Raw genomic sequence first — 20,409 nt, 5'->3', positions numbered from 1 at the left:
TCCGATAAAAGAGCCTATTCTGGAGAAGGGTTCATCCAAAATAAGCTTTTCTAAAATTGATCTTTCTACATGTTTGTGCCGATTACTCTTTTCCTTCGCTCTATTTCTGATTTGATATTACACCAAATGTAGACCCTTTAATGTAGGTTTGTCCTTGTAAAGACTGCAATTGCTCTGGAGTACCAGTTACGACAGCCCCAGTTATTTTCACATCACTTTTCTCCAGGGTTCCATTTTCCCCTACTAAAGCTTGATAAACCTGGTTTGTTTTCCAATCAAAGTTCTTGCTTTTACGCAGAAGCTCAATGTTTCGAATAAAGGTCTCAACCTCATCATTTGAAGTGCGTCGGGGTTTTGGTTTGGATTGCTCTGATTGGAAGCCATAAATGTATGGATCATTGGCTGAAATCGTATTCTGTCCTTGTTTAAAAAAATCTAGTGTATCATCTGTATAGGCATCCACCCACCACCAATCTACTTGTACTTCAGAAGGTAGCTTGCTTTTAATTTCCCTAAAACTATAGGCATCATTAAAGGAAATAGCTAATTCTACTAAAGTATTTTTCTCCAATTGATGCAGTTCACTAATATTATCTTGATAATGGTCGTAGGAAATCCTTGGATGATAAAAAAACATTTCTCGGTCACCTGTGTAGTCATTAAACCGTTCGAATTGATATGTTTCAGCCAGTGATTCTGAACCTTCTATTTGGATGGGGCTAGAAATGGCCGTTCGTGTAAGCGTTCCAAATAAATTATAATCGCTTTTGATAGGCTTCCAAATATATGGCCGATGCTGCTCTCCAAGCACCTTATAGGTTGTTGTTGTTATTTTCCCTCCCAGCAAATAATCGTCATAAACCTGATTACTAATTTGGACATTGGGCGCACTTATTTCGTTAAATAAATGAATATCATCCATTACTTTTTGCGCACTATTTAACGATAAAGCCCTCAGCCCATACCATAATGCTATTAGCACAATTGGTATAACGACCAATGTAATCCCAATCATTTTGACTGTTGACCAAAACCTTGCCTTTCTCATTATTTTTTTCGTTTGTTTATCATCAAACAAAAATTCATTTTCTTCATTATTCATCATGAACATCCTCCTTAAATCGTTCAGTAAATTCTTCCCTAGCACGTCTGACATGTGTTTTTAGTGTGTTTTCATTCTTATTCATCAGGGCTGAAATTTCCTTATACGATAATCCCAGCTCATATTTCAGGATTAATAATTCCTGATGTAAAATGGATAGTGTTTCGAGTGTATTGTGGATATCCTTTAATTTTTCTTTCTTTAGCATCTGGATCTCAGGAATATGAATGAATGAAGTCAATTGAACTTCCTCTAATTCTATTGTGGGATGACGTGTTTCTTTTCTCTTGAGATCATAAAATTGATTGGTTGCTACACGATATAACCAGCTCATTACTTTGTCTGACTGAATTCCATTTTTATGTAATAAAAATTTATAACATGTATCTTGGACGATATCTTCTGCATCCTCATGGGCTAATCCCCGTTTTCTCAAATAACGATATAGCAGCGTTCCCGCCTGCTGTAGAAATGCATTCATTGATTGCTTTACCATGTCCACCTCCCTTCTGCCTATACAACGCAGAACTCCATGAAAAGTTTACATATTACAAAAAGTTCCCATTAAATATTTTAGTTTAATGAAAACCAACAACATTTATTTTCAAATACATACAAGCATCTTTTTAATTTGACAAGAATATACTGTAGCAGCTAGCTAAAATCACTTTCAAGAAAGGAGTTGTGGATAATGGGTGCTAAATGGATAAAGGTTTCAGTCTTTTATTTATTGATTGTTTTTGCTTTTGGCCTGTTTATGCATTATACGGTTCAACTTCAATGGAAAGCGACACATGCTCATATTGGTGTGGTAGGTTGGCTGACTACTGGATTCATTGGTTTAATTTATTCGACTTATAAAAATGCTGCGGAGACAGGTCTCGCCAAAGCACAGTTCTGGCTTTACAATCTCGGTTTACCCTTCCTTTTTGTTGGCATGATGATGGTGTATTGGGATGTACCACGCTGGTTATTTGAGCTTTTCGTGTCTGGTGGTGGAATTGCTGTAGCGCTGTCTGTCCTGTTATTCTTTATCAATGTCTTCAAATATGTAAGATAAATAGAAAAGCCCCGCTTCACAGTTGAAGTGGGGCTTTTAAGCTATTATTGTAAGGAGTTCGCCTGCATTTGATACATTTTGTCATAAATTCCGCCAAGCGCTAGCAGTTCATCATGCGTGCCGTTTTCTACAATTTTTCCTCGATCAAGGACAAGAATACGATCTGCATTTTTAATCGTAGAAAGTCGATGCGCAATAATAAACGTTGTTCGTCCTTTTTTCAGGACATCCATCGCATGCTGAATAATTTCTTCTGTTTCCGTATCAATATTCGATGTTGCTTCATCCAATATTAAAATGGCAGGATCAAACGCCAGGGCGCGTGCAAATGAAATCAACTGACGTTGTCCTGAAGATAATGTGCTGCCCTTCTCAATAACTGGCTCCTCATAGCCATTTGGTAAATTAGCTAAAACACGTTCCCCCCCGACAGCATTTAAGGAAGCTTCTATTTTCTCGTGAGAGATGCGCGGATTGTTTAAGCTAACATTGGATGCAATCGTACCCGTAAATAAGTAAGGGTCCTGTAGCACAATACCCATATGTTCACGCATCGTTTGACGTGGAACAGAAGTAATATCAATGCCATCAATAGTTATCTTGCCTTTTGATGGGTCGTAGAAGCGGAATAACAAGTTCATAATGGAACTTTTCCCTGAACCTGTATGACCAACTAAGGCAATTGTTTCACCTTGATGTGCTTCAAATGACAGGTTTTTCAGCACATAGTCATTATCTTTATAGGCAAAGGAAACATCTTCGAAAACCACATTTCCTTTATATCGTGGGATGCTCTTTTCAGAAACAGGCTCACCATTCGTATCTAGCACCTCAAAGACACGTTTACCTGCAATGAGTGAACGCTCAAGCTGTGAAAACTGGTTCACAATATTCGTGATCGGATTAAATAGCTTTGTTAAGTAATCAACAAATGCATACAATGTCCCTGCTGTAATCACTTCAGTTGCTGTGAATGAGCGTGTACCAAAGTAGAAAATAAAGACCGTAAACATGATAAGTCTTAGCGTATTCACAAGGTTAAAGGATGTAGCTGAATCTAGCACCAGCAGCTTGCGTTCATACGCATAATGCTCATTATTCATGTCATCAAATTCCTTCGTCATTTGCTGCTCACGACGGAACGCCTGAATAATTGTCATGCCCTGAATAGATTCGTTAATCATGGCATTAATATCTGCAATTTTTGTACGAATGACATCGTTATATTTAGAGGCAAATTTTCGATATAAAATCATCCACACATAAACAATTGGAATCATGGTTAAAGCAAGCATTGCCATTTTCCAATTTAAAATAAAGAGCGCTATATACACCCCAAAAATAGAAATGAAGCTCGTCACAAAATTGGATAGTACCTGTACATATAAATTCCGAACTGCCTCTGTATCATTTGTTACACGCGCAACAATTTTACCTGCTGGTAAATTGTCAAAGTATTGGATTGGTAAAGTTTGAATATGTTCAAAGACATCTTTACGTAATTTTTGGATGACGCGGTTCGCGCCAATTTGTAAATAAATATACATAAAATAACGTAATATGGCTGTTGCAATGGCTAATAGTAAATAAACAATGAGCAACCATGTAATCGGTTTGATTTCTATATGACCGATTGTCATGTAATTATCAATAATATGTTTTGCAATAAACGGTCCAACAAGCTCCGTGAATACGGCAATTGTTAGGAAGAATAAGCCTAATAGTATCGGCTTTTTAAAATACATCGCATAGCGCATTAAACGTTGACTCGTACTCATGAGGCACCTCCTTCTAGCTGCTGACGGTCAAATTGCTCTTTATACCATCCTTGTTGCGCAAGAAGTTCCTCATGTGTTCCCTGCTCTACAATTTGCCCATCATCCAGTACGATGATGACATCGGCATGCTGAATACCAGACAAGCGATGTGTCGTAATAATCGTCGTTTTACCTTGACGTTCACGCTGAATATTTTCAATAATTCTTGCCTCTGTCTTCGCGTCGACAGCGGAGAGTGAATCATCCAGCATTAAAATTTCAGGATCTTTAATTAAAGCACGAGCAATAGATACACGTTGTTTTTGACCACCTGAAAGAGAGACGCCCTTTTCTCCAACAAGTGTTTCAAGGCCCATTGGTAGATTGTCTAAATCCTTTTCAAAATACGCGGCACGTATCGCCTGCTGCAACTCTGCTTGTGTTGCATCTTCTTTCCCAAATAATATATTTTCACGAATAGTTCGTGAGAATAACACATGATCTTGTGGCACATAACCAATCCAATCGAGGATCTGCTCCTTCGTTTGAGCGGTAATATCGATACCGTCAATGGAAAGCTGTCCCTGACCGATTGGGTATTCTCGCAATAATTGGCGTAGGAAGGTTGTTTTACCTGCTCCCGTTTTACCAACAATGCCAAGCGTTTGGCCTTTTTTCAAGGAAAGTGAAATCTGCTGTAGGTTTTTCACCTGACTCATCGGATATTGGAATGTTAAGGCATCAAAGCCAATCGCATTTGGTGTCGCAATCATTTGTGGATTCGGAATATTTTGAACATCCGCCTCGTAGTTCAATGTTTCCTGCACGCGATCTAGTGAGGCATTCCCCTGCTGCATAACATTGATGAGCTCACCAATTGCAAATATTGGCCAAACAGCCAATCCTAAATAAACATTAAACGTGACCAGTTGCCCAACCGTCATCGCCTCAGTTGCCACTAAATGAGCCCCGTAACCAAGTGCTACAACATAGCTAATGCCTGTTCCGACTTTTGTAATCGGGCCAAATAAAGCATTGATTTTCGCTGTATGAATATTTTTCGCATACACAACTTCACTCATATCTGCAAAATTAGCCTCATCCTTTTTTTCCTGCACATAGGCACGCACCACTCGCACTCCTGCTACAGATTCTAGCACACTATCATTTAGTTCCCCAAAAGCATCTTGTGCCTTCATATATCGCTCATGAACAATTTTCCCTAAATATTGAATGAGGATCGCCATAATAGGAACTGGTAACATAGCAAAAAATGTAAGCTTCCACGAAATCATATAGCCCATCGCAAAAATGATAAAGCCCATATAAATCGTTGAATCAATCAACGTCATAATGCCAAAACCTGCTGTCGTGGATACGGCATTCAAGTCATTTGTTGCACGCGCCATCAGGTCACCGGTACGGTTTTTTTCATAAAATGTTGGGGTCATACGTAAAAAATGCTGCATTAAATTACGACGTAAAATTTTCTCAAGGTTGATAGCTCCTTCAAATAGTCGGAATTGCCACACAAAATTTAATAAATAGCCCCCAATAATAATCCCAATAAAAATCAAGACATATTTTGTTAAAATAGCTGGTGTCATTTCTCCTGCAGTCAATAGATCTATAATAGAACCGAGTAAATAGGGAGGGACAACCTCTAATCCACTGGCAACCATTAGTAGAACAATGGCCACCGTATATTGCTTCCAGTATTTTTTAAAGAACCAGCCTAATTTACTTAACACATCAAACATACATCATAACCTTCTTTCCTCCGTGCTGTTGTGGATGACTACCCACTTTCTAGAAATTCCTTTTTGAAAATCATTCTTCTAACTGTTTTTGTCATATACATACACTCCTTTTTTGTTTGCACTACAACCTTTTTTGCACAAAAAAAGACACATACCCTAAAAGAGTAAGTGTCTCTTATAAAAGGCAGGATAATTCCATACCTAGTTCTGCAATAGTAAATAAAGCGTTAGGCACGGACAATGTATGTAACTGTGATTGAATTTGATACTGATAAAATTAACATTGTCATGCACTCCTTTAGTTTATTTGTTATAGTGTTCTTGAAGATTATCACACTATAGAAATATTTGTCAACTATCACCCTGTTATTTTTTATCATTTTCAGGAAATAGTTAGCGCTTTAAAGCATTGAAATGCTCTAAGGAATCAAGGGGAGAACATGCTTAAAATTACAGTGTTGTCTATAACCTTACAATAATTCTACGGCACAAACATTAACCTAAAGACTGAAATCCAAGGCTAGAGATTTTGATACCCAGTAGTAGACAAGAGAATATTCTTTTTGCGTCTGTTGCACTCCTTCCATATGCTTATCTCATCATCTTTATTTAGTTAATTATTATTTAGTTATTTATTATTTAGTAGTGTCGGGATTTCCGTTTATGGATTAGCCGTCACCGGGTTTTCCGTCAACGGCTTCACATAAGAGGAACAAAGAATTGTCCTTATAATAAAAGATATTTCATTTTCCACATATAATATTTCGAAATATTATTTCATGCGCATCTATAACTTTCTATACACTATATACATTTTAACAATCGATTTTGGGACATAACTTGAATTGAAATATTTCTAAAATTTTTGTCTCATGATACACTTTCATTATAGTCATTTTCAGTAAGGGGTTTTTATGTTGAGGTCATTTCTAGCCGTGGGAATTGGTGGAATTCTTGGTGCCATCTGTCGATATAGTCTGAGTCTCGCCGTTCCCAATACAGAAATATTTCCATTCACAACACTGTTTATTAATTTACTGGGCTGCTTTTGCTTAGCATGGCTTTTTACTTCATTTATAAAACGCACACCTATTGTACTAGGAGTAGGTACAGGGTTTTGTGGAGCTTTTACTACCTTTTCGACATTTTCCTTAGAGACACTATTACTCCTAGAAAATAGCGAGTGGCTACAGGCTGTACTCTATGTTACAGTGAGTGTTTTAGGTGGATTAGTTTGCACATGGCTGGGAATACGACTTGCTAGGGGGCGTATTGCATGATTTTAGTTGGAATTGGTGGATTTTTTGGCGCTCTTTCTAGATTTTATTTAGGAAAATTACTTGTACATCCCTATCCATGGGCGACTTTTATGATTAATTGTACAGGCTCCTTTGCGCTTGGTTTCTTATTTGCCCTACATCTTAGTGATTGGTTATGGCAATTAATGGGCATAGGTTTTTTAGGAGCCTACACAACTTTTTCTACTTTTGGATTTGAATGTCTACAGCTTATAGAACAACAAAAATGGAGACAAGCCATTAGCTATATTGCCAGTACCTTGCTAATTGGCGTACTTTGTGCAGCTATTGGTTATCTAGTCGTATAAAAGAGGGTGAACTAGTGACACAGCCGTCAAAAGAGTTATTGGAGGAATTAGAAGTTGAAATAGAGCAAACGCTCTATGCATTGATTGACCTAGAATTAGAGGAAAATTACGCTACCATGAATACACAATTTGCGCAATTACTTGCCAAGGTTCAGACAGCCCAGTTAATTAATTACAAGCTGGATGTTCTCGTTGAACCTCAAGCTTTTGCAACTGAAACTTGTATTCTTTTACAGAGCCTCATAGAAGCAAAGGCGAGACCAAATAAAAGGCATAAACTGTTAACACATCGCATGATTTTGAAGATATGGTTACGAAAAAATCAACGATTCATGAGGGAATTTCTACCTCAAATGTTTTAGGCGCCACTTGAAATTGCCAGGGCGCCTTTTTTAAATTTGAAGTTTTTGCAACACTTCTTTTATTTTCCCCTCACTGTCAGATCAAATGTTGGTTTGAATATAAGATGATTATTCATAGCGTTGACTTCAGTAGAAGAACATTCTATTACAACATCGGAAAGACAAGAGACATATTTGGAACCTTTCCTTTTAAATGCAATATACATTAACCTAGGAATACGCCATTTTACACCTAAAATAAGCATTTTTTATATATAAAAAGGAGACGACATCTAAAAAATTAGATGTCGTTTTAATTTTCCCATATTAAATTTTTGGATTTTGATTAATTTATCTTTACCAGTTATTTTGGGGTATGGCAAGAACTTTTTCTATTTTGAGCAACTCACAAACTTGAATATAACCGTATCTTTTACGAAGAAAATAACTCTTTCGGATAACCCCTTCGTTAGATAAGTTTTTATTCTACTCCCTGTAAAATAGCCTTTAGTAAACCTGGAAAACGAGTATTTAAATCGTCATATCTAATTGAAATGAACCGTTGAGTTCCTTCTATTCTTGTGTTTATAACCCCTGACTCTCTAAGCACCTTAAAGTGATGCGAGAGGGTTGATTTTGCAACAGGAATTTCAAGATTACTACAAGATTGTTCCCCATTTGCAGCTAAACTCTTAATTATATCTAGCCTTATTTGATCACTAAGTGCATAAAGTACAGTTGATAGATTGATTTCATTAAAACTTGGATGGTAAAGCGTTCTCATATTAGTCACCTACCTAAAAATAATTATTAATTTAATAATTGCAATATATCATAGTTGGTGATATATTTCTATTGTTCGATTATATTCGAACAATAGAAATTGAGGAGATTTGCTATGAAAAAAATATTAACTTTATTTTTCTTTATCATGTTTATTATCGGAACTGACACGTTTATTGTCTCTCCTTTATTACCAACACTACGTGATGTTTTTGACATTTCTATTGAAAAGTCAGGTTGGATTGTATCTGCCTATGCTTTGGGATATGCATTATTTGCGTTAATTTCTGGACCTCTTTCAGATAGCTGGAATCGCAAAAAAGTGATGCTGGTTGGCATACTTAGTTTTGGTATATTCACCTTGCTATGTGGGTATGCTACGGGCTTTTGGAGTATGTTTTTATTTCGATTTTTAGCAGGGGTTAGTGCTGCGTTTACTTCGCCTCAAGTCTGGGCAGCTATTCCCCAGTTAGTTCCATCTAACAAAATACTAAAAGCTATGGGTATAGCCACTGCAGGACTAGCTGTTTCTCAAATGTTAGGTGTGCCAATCGGTAGTTATCTAGCTACTTTCGGTTGGCCAACCCCGTTTATCATTATTGGAATTTGCTCTTTCTTTCTAGCCATTCTTATTGCGGTTTTATTGCCATCTATGCCATCAGTTCATTCACACGAGAAAGATTCTTCTATTTTAGGACGTTACCGTGCTCTACTGGGTGAATCAAGATCAAAGTTAGCTTTTCTCGGCTACTTTATTTTTCAACTAGGAAATTTTGCTGCATTCTCCTTTATCGGCACATGGCTTTCTGACAAATTTCAGCTCAGCATAGCAAGTATTGGAACTGTGTTTTTATTCCTTGGCTTAGGTAATACAATTAGCAGTTTCTTTGGAAGTAGCTTGGTTAAAAAAATTGGTATAAAAACCTCTCTCTCTTTTGGAGTAATGCTACTCGTTTTGCTTTATCTAGTCCTTCCTTTTTTACCAGGTTTACCATATATTAAAGCTGCTTATTTTTTAATTTTTCTGTGCGTAGGAATTGTTTTTCCACTTATGATGAGTTTATTGCAAACACTCTCTTTCACAGCACGCGGAACGATCGCATCACTTGCAAATGCATCAATGTATTTCGGCACAACGTTAGGATCGTTTGTAGCTGGAATGCTTTACGCAAACATCGGCGGTTTTATTGCTGTTAGTATCTTTACAGGAATTTGTTTTACTTTTTCATTGATTTTATTCATAAAAAGTGGAGTTCTACCTACTAATCAGCAAATCAATTCAAAAAATACAACTGCTTAAAAATTTATCATGCCGATACTTACTAGGATTAATAATTTACCCTATATATCTAGTTGCTGAAAATCATGCAGTTAAAATACTAATACTAAAAAGCCAACTACTTAAAGTACAAGTAGCTGACTTTTTAGTGTCTGAAATATGTTTTTTATGAGTAACTCAATATTTTGCAGTTAGGGGATACTTATCTTGATTACGTTGATCAAGATTAATTCTTTATAAAATTGAATGCCTACTTTTCTTGTTTCGCTTCACTTTCTTTTTCTTTTATATAAAAAATTAGCACTATGTTAAAATCTAAAAGCTACTCCAAAGATAACATCCTTGAAGTAGCTCTTTATTATAACTTTCTATACTTTTCGGGTACTCTGGAAGTAAAAATAGGAACTTCTTTTCTGATTTGTGGTACTTTTTCTAAATTCAATATAGCCCGTATACCTCCAACCTCTTGATCTAATTTCTGAACGATATCTCCCCAAGGGTCTATAATTTGCGAGTTACCTGCAAATATTTCTCCTAGATTTGTCCCAGTTACATTTGATCCAACAACAAACATTTGGTTCTCAATTGCACGTGCACGAAGTAAGGTATTCCAATGTGTTTCTCTTACTAATGGCCATTCTGCTACGACGTGTAGTACTTGAATACCTTGTAATGCTAAGTCACGAATAATTTCAGGAAATCTTAAATCATAACAAGTTATTACGCCCATCTTCACTCCTTCAAGCTCAAATACTTCAACTTGATTTAGTCCACCTGTTAAAAAATTTGGCTCATCTAACATCGGAACAAGGTGTATCTTATCATACGTATGAACAATTTCACCCTTTCGATTTACAATAATTGCTCGATTAAAGATATCTCGACCTTCTAAAAAAGCAATTGAGCCCCCCACCAAATTTACATTAAACTTCTTAGCAAGTAATTGTAAAAATTCAATAGATTGATTGCCATCCACACTACATATTTCTTTTAATTCTTTCAATGCATAGCCCGTCGACCACATTTCTGGAAGAACTACAATATCTAAGTCCTCATAGTAGTTAACTTCTAACCACTGTTCAATGATATTTCTATTCTTTTCTGGGTTTCCTACTTCTAGCTCCATTTGAAATACTAAGTAATTCATATAGCTCACTCCTCAAGTCTATTTAGTAATGAAATATCTGGTTTCACTAACAACCATAAGATAGCTGCAATGAATACAGGAATTACAGTCATTCCTAATGTGATATTCCAGCCAAAATTTTCTGCTAACCAACCACATAACAATGGTGATACAAATGCTCCTAAATTTCCCCACAAATTCATCCAACCCGAAACAGAGCCTGAAAAGTTTCTTCCTAAGTCTGTAGCAGAGGCCCATGAACATACTACAGTGAAACCTAGTGATCCCAAGCACAATGATAGCCATAATACATTCATATAAGGTGATACTGTCATAACAGCAAAGTACATTGAAATAATAAATACTATTAAACCTGATATAGCTAAAAAGGATCTTGATATTTGCTTTGAAAAACCTTTACGTACTAAGTAGTCAGAAAGAATACCACCAGTCATTACAGTTATCAATATAGCTAGCCAAGGTAGGCTCGCAGCAAATCCCATTTTACTTAGTGAAAATCCTCTATCTTCTAATAAGTAAGTAGGTAACCAAACTAAAAAGAACGTAATGATATACAAAACAACAAAATATTGCAGACCTATTGCCCAAAATCTATAATTTTTCAAAAATGTATTCCAAGGTGCTCTAGCTTTAGCCGTATTAACAATTTCTCTGCCTTCTAATATATATTCTTTTTCTTTTTCGTTAACCAATTTATGAATCTCTGGATAGTCTCTAGCTATAACCCACCATACGGCAGCTATAATAATTCCTAACAATCCAAAAATGTAAAATACAGCTTGCCAACCAAAATATTGATAGATATAAACGGTGACGATTGGAGCTATAACTGGTCCAAAATAGGAACCTGCTAATAAAGCACTAGATGCTCTTGCCTTTTCATCTCGTCTAAACCAATTTGTATTAAATACAGCGTTTGCCGGAAACATGGGTCCTTCTCCTACTCCAAATAAGAATCTCACTGCATACAGTAGACCATGAGATTTAACTAATCCAGTTAAACCAGTAAATACTGACCACCATACTAATGCAAAAGTGACCATTTTTCTTGGACCGAATTTTTCCGCCAATAAGCCCGCCGGAATTTGAACTAACGCGTAACCTAATGAGAATAATGATGCAAGCATCCCGAACTGAACTTTATCTAGACCTAAATCATCCATCATTGGCTTTGCTATTATTGATATGTTTGACCTATCCATGTAAGCGATTACACCAATGATAAAGAAAAAGAATGCTAGTCCCCATCTAACCTTTGTTGGTTTTTCTTTCAAAAAAGCGCCCCCTTACTTAATTGACAATAGTATAATGATGTTTTATTTTCCTGTTTAGCTTTGGCTGTTCAACTTCATATTCAAATTTTTCACCAAAGACAAAACCATTTTTTGTAGGTACAGTACCTGAATAAATCACGGTATGTTCTAAATCTATCTCCCCCAGCTTGTTCAGTTTTTCTAATAAAATATCCACCTCTAAAAGTGCTTCCAAAGTGTCTTCTTGATATAAAAACCTTTCACTATTAGAAGTAACATACGATCGCAAAATGATAGTATCCCAATCTTCTATTAAGTCCTTCAGTCTCCAAAAATCGGATGCTAGAGGTTTATCACATACTAATTTAGACTTTAAAATATTATCTTTTTCAACCTCTCTATCCGTATGATCACTGCCTAGAGTAAACAACCATTCTTGTCCATCATGGAATAATACATATTCAGCCTCTCCAGAAGAAAATTTGCTACCATGACATTCATTAGAAAAGTTAAGTTGTTCAATATTTTGTGGATATATCATAGGAACACTTGGTGGGGGTGCAATTCCCAATTCTTTTAATTCATCTATGTGTTCTTGGATTTTATCGACATTCCTTCCACCATAACCCACAACAATTACTTTTTTAATGTCAATTTCATGTTTTCTCACCTCACTATTGATAAGGTGTAAATTGATTGTTTTCTTCATTTAAATTGCTCCTTAATTGATTAATCACTTCTTTTTTAGTATTTTCAACGTGGCTATTTGATGCTAATAAAAGTTGATTTATATCTTGTGATTTTAAAGCTTTTATAATTTCTTTATGTTCAGTAATTGTTTCTTCAATACGTGATTTTTCAGTAATGGCTTTTAACCCAAACCATCTTATCTTATCGCCAATTTCCTCAAACCACTTTTCTATTTGCTCATTTTTAGTTAATGATACGATTTGAGCATGGAACTCCTTATCCAACTCAATAAATTTTTGCTGATCTGTTCTATTATTTTCTTGTTCTTTAACATACTCCTCTAAAGTATTTATTTGTTCTAAAGTAATCGTCCCACATATTTTTTCAAGTGCAAAACGGTCAAAAATCATCCTTATTTCCATTACTTCAATAACATCTTCTTCTGTAATTTCTTTTATAAAAGTACCTACTCGTGGCTTTGAAACTATCCATTTTTCCCTTTCTAGCAACGACAGAGATTCTCTTATAGGCGTTCTGCTTATTCCTAATTTTTCACTCAATTCTCTCTCATAGATTGCTTGTCCTGGCAATAATTCATAGTTCAAAATGGATTTCTTAATTTCCTTAAAAGCTATATCTCTAAGTGCCATACCTGTCTCTATTTTTTTCATTGGAAGCCCCCTCGTGGTATGTGGTATACCAGAGATTTTACAACAATTCTAAAGTTCAGTCAATTTTAAATTGATATTTTATATTTTAGTTGTATTTTGCTCTATTGCGACCTTACCTTCCCAAAATCGAAAAGAATTTTTTACGTAGTAATATATATAAAAAAACGCCATTACAATATTTCAATTGTTAATGGCGTTTTATCATACATCTTTTTTTATTTTTAAATCTATTTGATAACAAAATGCAAAAAATAATTACTGCAAATATTTAAGTACTATATTAATTTAGGGAATTTTATTTTCAACTAATTTCCATACACTTTCAAAACTCTCCTTATAAAACTCATTATCCCAGCGATCTGCAAAATATGGATTATGGAAATATACAAATGCTGTAATAATGGCAGATCCTGCTTCTTTTAATCCACTAATGGATTCTGCTTTTTGTGCTAATACTTTTAAATGCTCTTTAACAAGGATTTGAGTGCCTTCTAAGTAATCCGTATATAACCTAAACATACGTTCGTCGTCATGATAAAGCTTTTTTTTGGTAGTTGCTAGAAGCCAAAGCCAATCATGAAGTGCAGCAGCAGGACTTAGATCTTTAGGAGCTTCCCATTCTAATAATTCTTTAGAAGTAATTTTTAACCACCTAAGTGCAAGTTGCTGCATTAGGTCCTCTTTATTTTTGTAATGTTTATAAAATGCCGCATGTGTAACTCCAAGTTCTTTTGCAATATCAGAAAGAGTTGTTTTTTGTACACCCTTTCTCATAATAATGTCTTCTGCAACAGAAAAAATCTTCTCTTTTGTTAGTATTGCCATTATGGAACCCCCTAGTTTTACTAAGTTACATTATACAGTATAACAACCAAGTTACAAAATGTTGACTTTGTAACTAAACGATGTATAATAGTGGTGTTGATAGGTTACAAATTAAAATAATCGTAACCTACTTCAACTATTTAAGAGCAAAGGAGTTAATATCATGACAAAAAAAATTATTGAAACACAAGATTTACGAGTTGCACTTGTTACAGGCGGCTCTGGTGGAATTGGACAAGCTGTAGTAAAAAAACTAGCTAAAAATGGATTTGCTGTTGCTGTTCATTATTCTGGTAATAAGCTCAAAGCAGAAACTCTAGTGAATGAGATTGTAAAACAAGGTGGAAAAGCAATTAGTATTGGTGGAGATGTAGCAGATGAAAAAGCTATGCAAAAAGCTTTCGATATAATTGAAGAAAAATTTGGTGGTATTGATGTTGTAATCAATACAGCAGGTATTATGTTACTCGGTTCTATCGCTGAGTTGAACTTAGCCGATTTAGATAAAATGCACCGCACAAATATTCGAGGAGCTTTCGTAATATCCCAACAAGCTGCGCGACGAGTTCGCAAAGGTGGTGCAATTATTAATATTTCTACTTCGGTTACTCGTACACAATTTCCAACATACGGGGCTTACGTAGCAAGTAAAGCAGCGGTTGAATCAATGACAATGATATTGGCACGCGAATTACGTGGTAAAGATATCACCGTTAATGCAGTGGCTCCAGGTCCAACTGCAACATCATTATTTTTAGATGGAAAAGATAAGCAAACAATCGATAATCTTTCTAAAGCAGCACCACTTGAACGTCTTGGTACACCAGAGGACATTGCAGACACAGTAACATATTTAGCAACTTCAGGACGATGGATTAATGGACAAGTTATCTTTTCAAATGGTGGTCTTGCTTAATTTTTCACATTAGGAGGAATAAATAATGAAGAGTGAAGAACAAAAGAAAGTCATAGTTATAACAGGAGCTTCAAGTGGATTTGGTGCTCTAACTGCTAGAACACTTTCAAAAGCTGGACATATTGTCTATGCAGGTATGCGGGAAACAAATGGTCGTAATGCTCATCAAGTAACAGCGGTTATCGATTATTCGACTAAACATATGGTAAATATTAACGCAATTGAAATGGATGTGAATTCACAAAATTCTATTGATTCTGCAGTGAGAGAGATTTTAACTAAACATACTCATATCGACGTCTTAATCCATAATGCTGGACATATGGTTGTTGGTCCAGCAGAAGCGTTTACACCTGAGCAACTAGCCGAAATGTACAATATCAATGTGTTATCGACTCAACGTGTTAATCGTGCTGTGCTCCCTAACATGCGGAAACGTGGTCAAGGTCTAATTATTTGGGTGTCTAGCTCAAGTGTTAAAGGTGGAACACCACCCTACTTGGCCCCTTATTTTGCCGCAAAAGCTGGTATGGACTCATTGGCAGTTTCTTATGCTGCTGAACTTGCCCGATTTGGAATAGAAACTTCAATCGTAGTACCAGGTTCTTTTACTAGTGGAACGAATCATTTTATTAACGCTGGTCAACCACAAGACAAACAAGTACAAGCTGAATACGATGCTAAGTACAATGGTTTAATAGATCAAATAGGCGAAAAGCTAGCTGCTATTTCTCCTGAGGATGCTGATGTATCTATGGTATCTGATGAAATTGCACGTATTGTTTCTCTACCAGAAGGTGAAAGACCATACCGAGTACACATTGATCCAGTGGATGATGGCTCAGAGGAGGTCTCAATTGTTGCTGATCGTGTTAGAACAGAATTCCTCACTAGAATAGGCTTAGATGATCTACTTCAAAAAAACAAGTGAACGAGCTACTTTTTAGAAATGTAGGCCGAAACGAGATAATAGTACCAAGTAATAAGTAGAATAAACCAAAGAACGTTTGCAATACTAACGAGAGAAGGATTACCACCCTTATAATGAATGGTATATATTGAGCTTTTTAATGGTGAGCAACGAACTAAATTTTACAAAAACTGCAGTGAAGGTTTTTATAGAGTACTGCAATTTTAATGTAAAAAAGCATTCCATTATTACTTTAAAAGGGATCATTCGATAGAAAATTTCTATAATTATTATAGAAATTATCAAATAGATAAATGATAAATACTCTTTTACAATAAAGAAGCCTTTATCGAAAGGCAATTTTAAAAAGAAAGGTGTTTTAATGATGCTTAATGAAGTAGCCGGTATTAAAATTCCAGATTCTAAATTAGCAAAAGATGCACAAGATATTTTGAGGGAAAATGGAAATGATTTACTATGGAACCATTCAAATCGTGTATTTTTATTTAGTGCCATTAAGGGAAAAGAAGCAAATAAGAAGTTCGATTTAGAATTACTATATATCAGCGCATTATTCCATGATTTAGGATTAACAAAAGAGTATAGCAGTCCAGATTTACGATTTGAAGTAGATGGTGCAAATGCTGCAAGAAGCTTTTTGCAACAATATCAAGTTCCAGAAGAGTCAATTCGTCTTGTCTGGGATGCAATAGCATTGCATGCTGTCCCGCAACTGTAAATGGGAGCACATTTCAAAAGGCCACTGTTACGAGTCGTAATGGGAAGGTGAAAGGTGTGATGAACATAAGCCAGGAGACCTGCCTTTATCTAGTACAGCCAAAAAACCTACGCGGATAGGGGGAAGATACCTATTTGGTTGGTTATTATAAACGTTGATATATCAAGGGTTTAGCGTACATATTAAAAACGAAAAGGTTAGTGGGCAAGTAACGCCACTTTTCTTTTAAGCTACGACACTTCTAGTAGATTACTAAAATCTATTGGAGGTGTTTTTTTGTTAGTAAAATTTGCTATTCAAGATTTTATGGACGAACGAGAATTACAAAATTTAAGTGTAAATACGATGAAGGGATATGTAATTTTTTTCAGGGAATTTAAACGATGGTTGACTGAGCAGGAGATTCTAGATGTAACTGAAATTACACAATCTACCATTAAAAGTTATCTCTTGTATTGCAGAAAGGAAAAAAACAACAGTCCTAACACTGTGAATAATAAACTTAAAAATTTGAGAGCTTTTTTTAATCACTTACTAGACAACGAATACATTACTAAAAATCCATGCAACAAGATTTCAAAGCTAGAAACAGATGAAAAAATTGAAGTATTTACTGATTCGCATATTAGACAAATGTTGACGTACTACAGGAGATTAAAAAGAAAAGACCATCAATTTACGGCTTTCCGTAACTCAGCAATAATTATTACTTTACTTGGTACTGGAATAAGAATAGGGGAGTTAAGAGGGCTTAAATGGACTGATATTAACACAGAACATTATCAATTAACAATTTACGGTAAAAATCGAAGGCAAGAAACAGTCCCATTAACATCAAAGGTATTGCAGGAATTACTGGAATACAAGTTATATTGCGAACGTCATTTTAAGACACTTAATGATTATGTATTCGTTAATAGAGATGGCAGCCCGATGTCCTATGATGCTACGAAAAGTGTATTTAAACGATTGCAAGAGGTAATGAACTTTAAAGATGTTAGATTATCAGCCCATACATTTAGGCATACCTTTGCACAAAAATTCCTTCTAGGAGGTGGAGATGTCTTTACTCTTCAAAAAATTCTTCGCCACAAAAATCTTAGTATGACTGAAAAGTACCTTGCACTCTGGGGATCAGCGTTGCATGAACAAAATGAGAAGTACAATCCTTTAAATGATTTTGAACTATGACAAATAAAAAGAAAGAGCCAGCTATATGCAGTAGCCAGCTCCTTCAAGAATAACACTAAGATGTCCGTCTGTAGTGTTTCACTCACAACTAAATATGAGCGATTATATACCTTCTTTTTACTTCAAAAAAAGATAAAATGCAAAGGTCTAGTTTCCTATTGCCTAAAATAGGTTTAGTTCAGTCTTGGTTGCCCACTAACAGGACGTTAAACAAAACTGGTCAGGTTATGACTTAGCCAATGCGATAATTAAGTCTAGGATCCCATTTAAGAGCTTCCTTGTTGGCTTTGGTATCTGAATGTGGTTGACGCATATAATCGGTCAGGAGTGGAAGATCTGAGTGGCTACGGTCATGCAGAATACATCACATAACACAATTTTATAGCAAACTATAATCCAGTGTAACTATCGGGGGCAGAAGTAGATTAGTAGATGTATTGTTCGAGAGAACGCATTTAACAAGGGCATACAATACGGATACCTCAAATGAAGGATTCATGAAAATTGCAATGACTGTCTATGTTTTAGATTCTATTAAGTTAGTTTTTAAAACTTAGGCAGTCATTTTTGCACCAAGCCGTTGTCCTCAACTCTGGCTTCATGATGGGGAGAGTGTAAACAGTTGTCAATACAAATATTCATAATAATACTATTAATACAAATTTTTCTTGTAGTATAATAGAATTAGATTTATTGAACTACTTAATTGTTGAAGGTTGGGATATTTGTTGATTAAAGAAATAATAGAAAAGATGGGTACATTAATACCTTTATTGACTTTGATCTTTGGTGGAATTAGTATCCGCAGTGTATTTATGTCTTTTTATACTTCTCTATCTTACGATTCATTTGATATGAGATTATTACCAAGAGATAAATTTGCAATGATTAAATTAAAAAAAAATATAAGTGTATTTTTATTTATTATTCCTGTGTATTGTGCATTAGCGTTCTTATTAGCATATGAAATAATAATTTTCCCAGTATTTCTTTGGGTATTTAGTATTGCTTTCCTTGTTTCTACTGTAGGTATAATTCTTCGCTATGTAGTATCTTTTTTAGAGTTTATTTTTATAAAAAGTACTAACACTAGATGGTTACATTGGCTAAATAGACCTTTAAGTAAGCTTTCTTTTATTTATGAATTAAATGTTAAAACAAAAATTCATATGACGTTAGCTTTCTTACTTTTTTCTATAACAATGCTTGCTTATGGATATATTGCTGATGTAGAAATTGTATTAACTAGCCTAACAGATTATTTAATAACTATGATAGGGATTTCATTTTTACTAATTTATTCTTTAAAACCAGAGACTAAATCTGTTAATTATATCTTTATAGAAGAAAATGAGAATTTGAGCAACTTATTAGAAAAGAATGGGATTTCAGAGAAGTTAAGATTAGAGTACTTTTTAACTGACTCTATAACAGTGCTTTCAACTGAGGATAGAGTATATAGGGTAATTAAAAGAATATCAGAATCAAAAAGTACATATGAAATATTTATAAAACTTTGAATAATGAACAATATTCTTTAAGAAAGTGTTACCTAAACGCATTAGTTTTAACAACGAGTTGTGCTTATATTGGGGGATATTTAGTGGGTCTTATAGGAGAAGGTAAGGAAACAAATAAGCGGAATGTTAATAATGTAACTCCGGATAAGAAAAAAATGAATAAGCGAAAGGGAAAAACAAATATAGTAAAGTAAATTTCAAATGTAGGTTAATATTTTGAATGATTCATATTCTTTGGGATATTTAAAGGCTGAGTAGAAGGGTTTTTCAACTTTTTCCAGCCTTTTTTTGATCAAGAAAGAGGTACGAGTTACACTGGTATTACATTTTCTTAGCTAATTGTTTTGCTAGGAGTAATGTGTTTTCTATAGAGGCGATTAATAATTCTTTATCTACTTCATCTAATCTGCTAATTATCTCATGTAATTTTTTGTCTGCATCACTTTCAGTAGTGTTTTTTAAATCTAAATACCTTTGATCAGTCCGTCCAAGTAGAAAGTCGGTTGAAACATGGAAGTAATCTGCAACTTTTGACAAGGTCTCACTTTTTGGTGAAGCATTATCCCATCTTCTTATTTGTCCGTTTGAGATAGCTATTTCTCTTTCTACTTCAGCAAAGGTAACTTTTCTTTCATCACATAGCATTTTTATTGTTTTCACTAAACTCATTCATATCAACCTTTCATAAGGCTTATTAGAGTGACATTAACTTTTTGGTCATTAGTATGTTGACAAATGACTTTAAAGTTAATATACTTGTTTCATAAGCTATTTATTTAGCTAAAAAGGCAACAAAATACGACCTAATAAAATACATTTTAACCGTTCCCCAACGTGAAATGTAAAACTTTCAGGCTTT

Annotated in this window: 20 protein-coding genes, 1 pseudogene and 1 riboswitch; of the genes and pseudogenes, 10 read left to right on the top strand and 11 right to left on the bottom strand. The window is 34.9% G+C overall.

From position 1 onward, the window contains the following. Positions 1-100: 100 nt before the first annotated feature. Entirely contained in the window at positions 101-1,105 is a 1,005-nt protein-coding gene (locus QH639_RS15065) for an anti sigma factor C-terminal domain-containing protein (RefSeq protein ID WP_281114780.1), read from the bottom strand. Further along, entirely contained in the window at positions 1,095-1,598 is a 504-nt protein-coding gene (locus tag QH639_RS15060) for an RNA polymerase sigma factor (RefSeq protein WP_237898144.1), read from the bottom strand. The genes QH639_RS15065 and QH639_RS15060 overlap by 11 nt, the downstream gene beginning before the upstream one ends. Positions 1,599-1,793: 195 nt before the next feature. Between QH639_RS15060 and QH639_RS15055 the strand changes: the two genes are divergently transcribed. Continuing rightward, positions 1,794-2,162, top strand: coding sequence for a hypothetical protein (locus tag QH639_RS15055; protein ID WP_048392470.1), 369 nt, complete (start codon positions 1,794-1,796; stop codon positions 2,160-2,162). Positions 2,163-2,206: 44 nt separating this feature from the next. Here the strand turns inward: QH639_RS15055 and QH639_RS15050 are convergent, their stop codons facing one another. Further along, complete coding sequence (locus QH639_RS15050; protein WP_237898146.1) at positions 2,207-3,940, bottom strand: ABC transporter ATP-binding protein; 1,734 nt, start codon at positions 3,938-3,940, stop codon at positions 2,207-2,209. Continuing rightward, positions 3,937-5,679: an ABC transporter ATP-binding protein gene (locus QH639_RS15045; protein WP_115673309.1), complete on the bottom strand. Its 1,743-nt coding sequence runs from the start codon at positions 5,677-5,679 to the stop codon at positions 3,937-3,939. Before QH639_RS15045 ends, QH639_RS15050 begins: the two co-directional genes overlap by 4 nt. 914 nt (positions 5,680-6,593) lie before the next feature. Here QH639_RS15045 and crcB (QH639_RS15040) point away from each other — a divergent pair. The 3 genes from crcB (QH639_RS15040) to QH639_RS15030 are packed head-to-tail and all read left to right on the top strand — an operon-like array spanning position 6,594 to position 7,647. Further along, a complete protein-coding gene (gene crcB / locus QH639_RS15040) occupies positions 6,594-6,959 on the top strand; it encodes a fluoride efflux transporter CrcB (protein ID WP_131521435.1) in 366 nt (121 codons plus the stop codon). Next, entirely contained in the window at positions 6,956-7,285 is a 330-nt protein-coding gene (crcB, locus tag QH639_RS15035; RefSeq protein ID WP_131521436.1) for a fluoride efflux transporter CrcB, read from the top strand. The genes crcB (QH639_RS15040) and crcB (QH639_RS15035) overlap by 4 nt, the downstream gene beginning before the upstream one ends. Positions 7,286-7,299: 14 nt before the next feature. Beyond that, positions 7,300-7,647 (top strand): hypothetical protein, encoded by a 348-nt coding sequence (locus tag QH639_RS15030; protein WP_048392463.1) that lies wholly within the window; start codon positions 7,300-7,302, stop codon positions 7,645-7,647. Positions 7,648-8,107: 460 nt separating this feature from the next. Here the strand turns inward: QH639_RS15030 and QH639_RS15025 are convergent, their stop codons facing one another. Next, on the bottom strand, positions 8,108-8,410 hold the full coding sequence (locus QH639_RS15025; protein WP_131521437.1) for an ArsR/SmtB family transcription factor: 303 nt from the start codon (positions 8,408-8,410) through the stop codon (positions 8,108-8,110). A gap of 114 nt (positions 8,411-8,524) precedes the next feature. Here QH639_RS15025 and QH639_RS15020 point away from each other — a divergent pair, with 114 nt between their 5' ends. Continuing rightward, positions 8,525-9,709, top strand: coding sequence for an MFS transporter (locus QH639_RS15020; RefSeq protein ID WP_237898147.1), 1,185 nt, complete (start codon positions 8,525-8,527; stop codon positions 9,707-9,709). 337 nt (positions 9,710-10,046) lie between these two features. Here QH639_RS15020 and QH639_RS15015 read toward each other — a convergent pair whose 3' ends face one another. From QH639_RS15015 to QH639_RS14995, 5 genes are all read right to left on the bottom strand, one after another. Then, on the bottom strand, positions 10,047-10,835 hold the full coding sequence (locus QH639_RS15015) for a carbon-nitrogen family hydrolase (protein ID WP_237898148.1): 789 nt from the start codon (positions 10,833-10,835) through the stop codon (positions 10,047-10,049). A 5-nt stretch (positions 10,836-10,840) separates the two neighbouring features. Next, positions 10,841-12,109: an MFS transporter gene (locus QH639_RS15010; protein ID WP_237898149.1), complete on the bottom strand. Its 1,269-nt coding sequence runs from the start codon at positions 12,107-12,109 to the stop codon at positions 10,841-10,843. Between the two features lie 16 nt (positions 12,110-12,125). Beyond that, a complete protein-coding gene (locus QH639_RS15005; RefSeq protein WP_131521441.1) occupies positions 12,126-12,797 on the bottom strand; it encodes a DUF2848 family protein in 672 nt (223 codons plus the stop codon). After that, positions 12,763-13,449, bottom strand: coding sequence for a GntR family transcriptional regulator (locus tag QH639_RS15000; protein ID WP_131521442.1), 687 nt, complete (start codon positions 13,447-13,449; stop codon positions 12,763-12,765). The genes QH639_RS15005 and QH639_RS15000 overlap by 35 nt, the downstream gene beginning before the upstream one ends. Positions 13,450-13,734: 285 nt before the next feature. Then, positions 13,735-14,274, bottom strand: a complete 540-nt coding sequence (locus QH639_RS14995) for a TetR/AcrR family transcriptional regulator (RefSeq protein WP_131521443.1) — start codon at positions 14,272-14,274, stop codon at positions 13,735-13,737. A 163-nt stretch (positions 14,275-14,437) separates the two neighbouring features. On the opposite strand from QH639_RS14995, the gene QH639_RS14990 reads away from it, so the two are divergent. The 5 genes and pseudogenes from QH639_RS14990 to QH639_RS14975 all read left to right on the top strand — a co-directional run bounded on the left by QH639_RS14990 (position 14,438) and on the right by QH639_RS14975 (position 19,550). Continuing rightward, a complete protein-coding gene (locus tag QH639_RS14990; RefSeq protein ID WP_131521444.1) occupies positions 14,438-15,190 on the top strand; it encodes an SDR family oxidoreductase in 753 nt (250 codons plus the stop codon). Between the two features lie 25 nt (positions 15,191-15,215). After that, positions 15,216-16,121 carry an SDR family oxidoreductase gene (locus tag QH639_RS14985; RefSeq protein WP_131521445.1) on the top strand — a complete coding sequence of 302 codons (906 nt, stop codon included), beginning with the start codon at positions 15,216-15,218 and terminating at the stop codon, positions 16,119-16,121. Between the two features lie 361 nt (positions 16,122-16,482). Next, positions 16,483-16,761: pseudogene (locus QH639_RS26510) on the top strand (HD domain-containing protein); the annotation flags it as partial. After that, positions 16,756-16,940, top strand: a riboswitch (cobalamin riboswitch). (Overlaps the previous pseudogene by 6 nt.) A 175-nt stretch (positions 16,941-17,115) precedes the next feature. Further along, complete coding sequence (locus QH639_RS14980; protein WP_281114779.1) at positions 17,116-18,030, top strand: tyrosine-type recombinase/integrase; 915 nt, start codon at positions 17,116-17,118, stop codon at positions 18,028-18,030. Between the two features lie 728 nt (positions 18,031-18,758). Beyond that, the gene (locus QH639_RS14975; RefSeq protein ID WP_281114778.1) at positions 18,759-19,550 is read left to right on the top strand and encodes a hypothetical protein; all 792 of its coding nucleotides are present in this window, start codon (positions 18,759-18,761) and stop codon (positions 19,548-19,550) included. A gap of 321 nt (positions 19,551-19,871) precedes the next feature. Here the strand turns inward: QH639_RS14975 and QH639_RS14970 are convergent, their stop codons facing one another. Then, positions 19,872-20,219, bottom strand: a complete 348-nt coding sequence (locus tag QH639_RS14970) for a helix-turn-helix domain-containing protein (protein ID WP_281114777.1) — start codon at positions 20,217-20,219, stop codon at positions 19,872-19,874. Positions 20,220-20,409 lie beyond the last annotated feature (190 nt).

It is taken from the genome of Lysinibacillus sp. 1 U-2021 (assembly GCF_029916965.1).
GTDB lineage: Bacteria > Bacillota > Bacilli > Bacillales_A > Planococcaceae > Lysinibacillus > Lysinibacillus capsici.
This window is presented reverse-complemented; position numbering and strand designations above follow the sequence as displayed.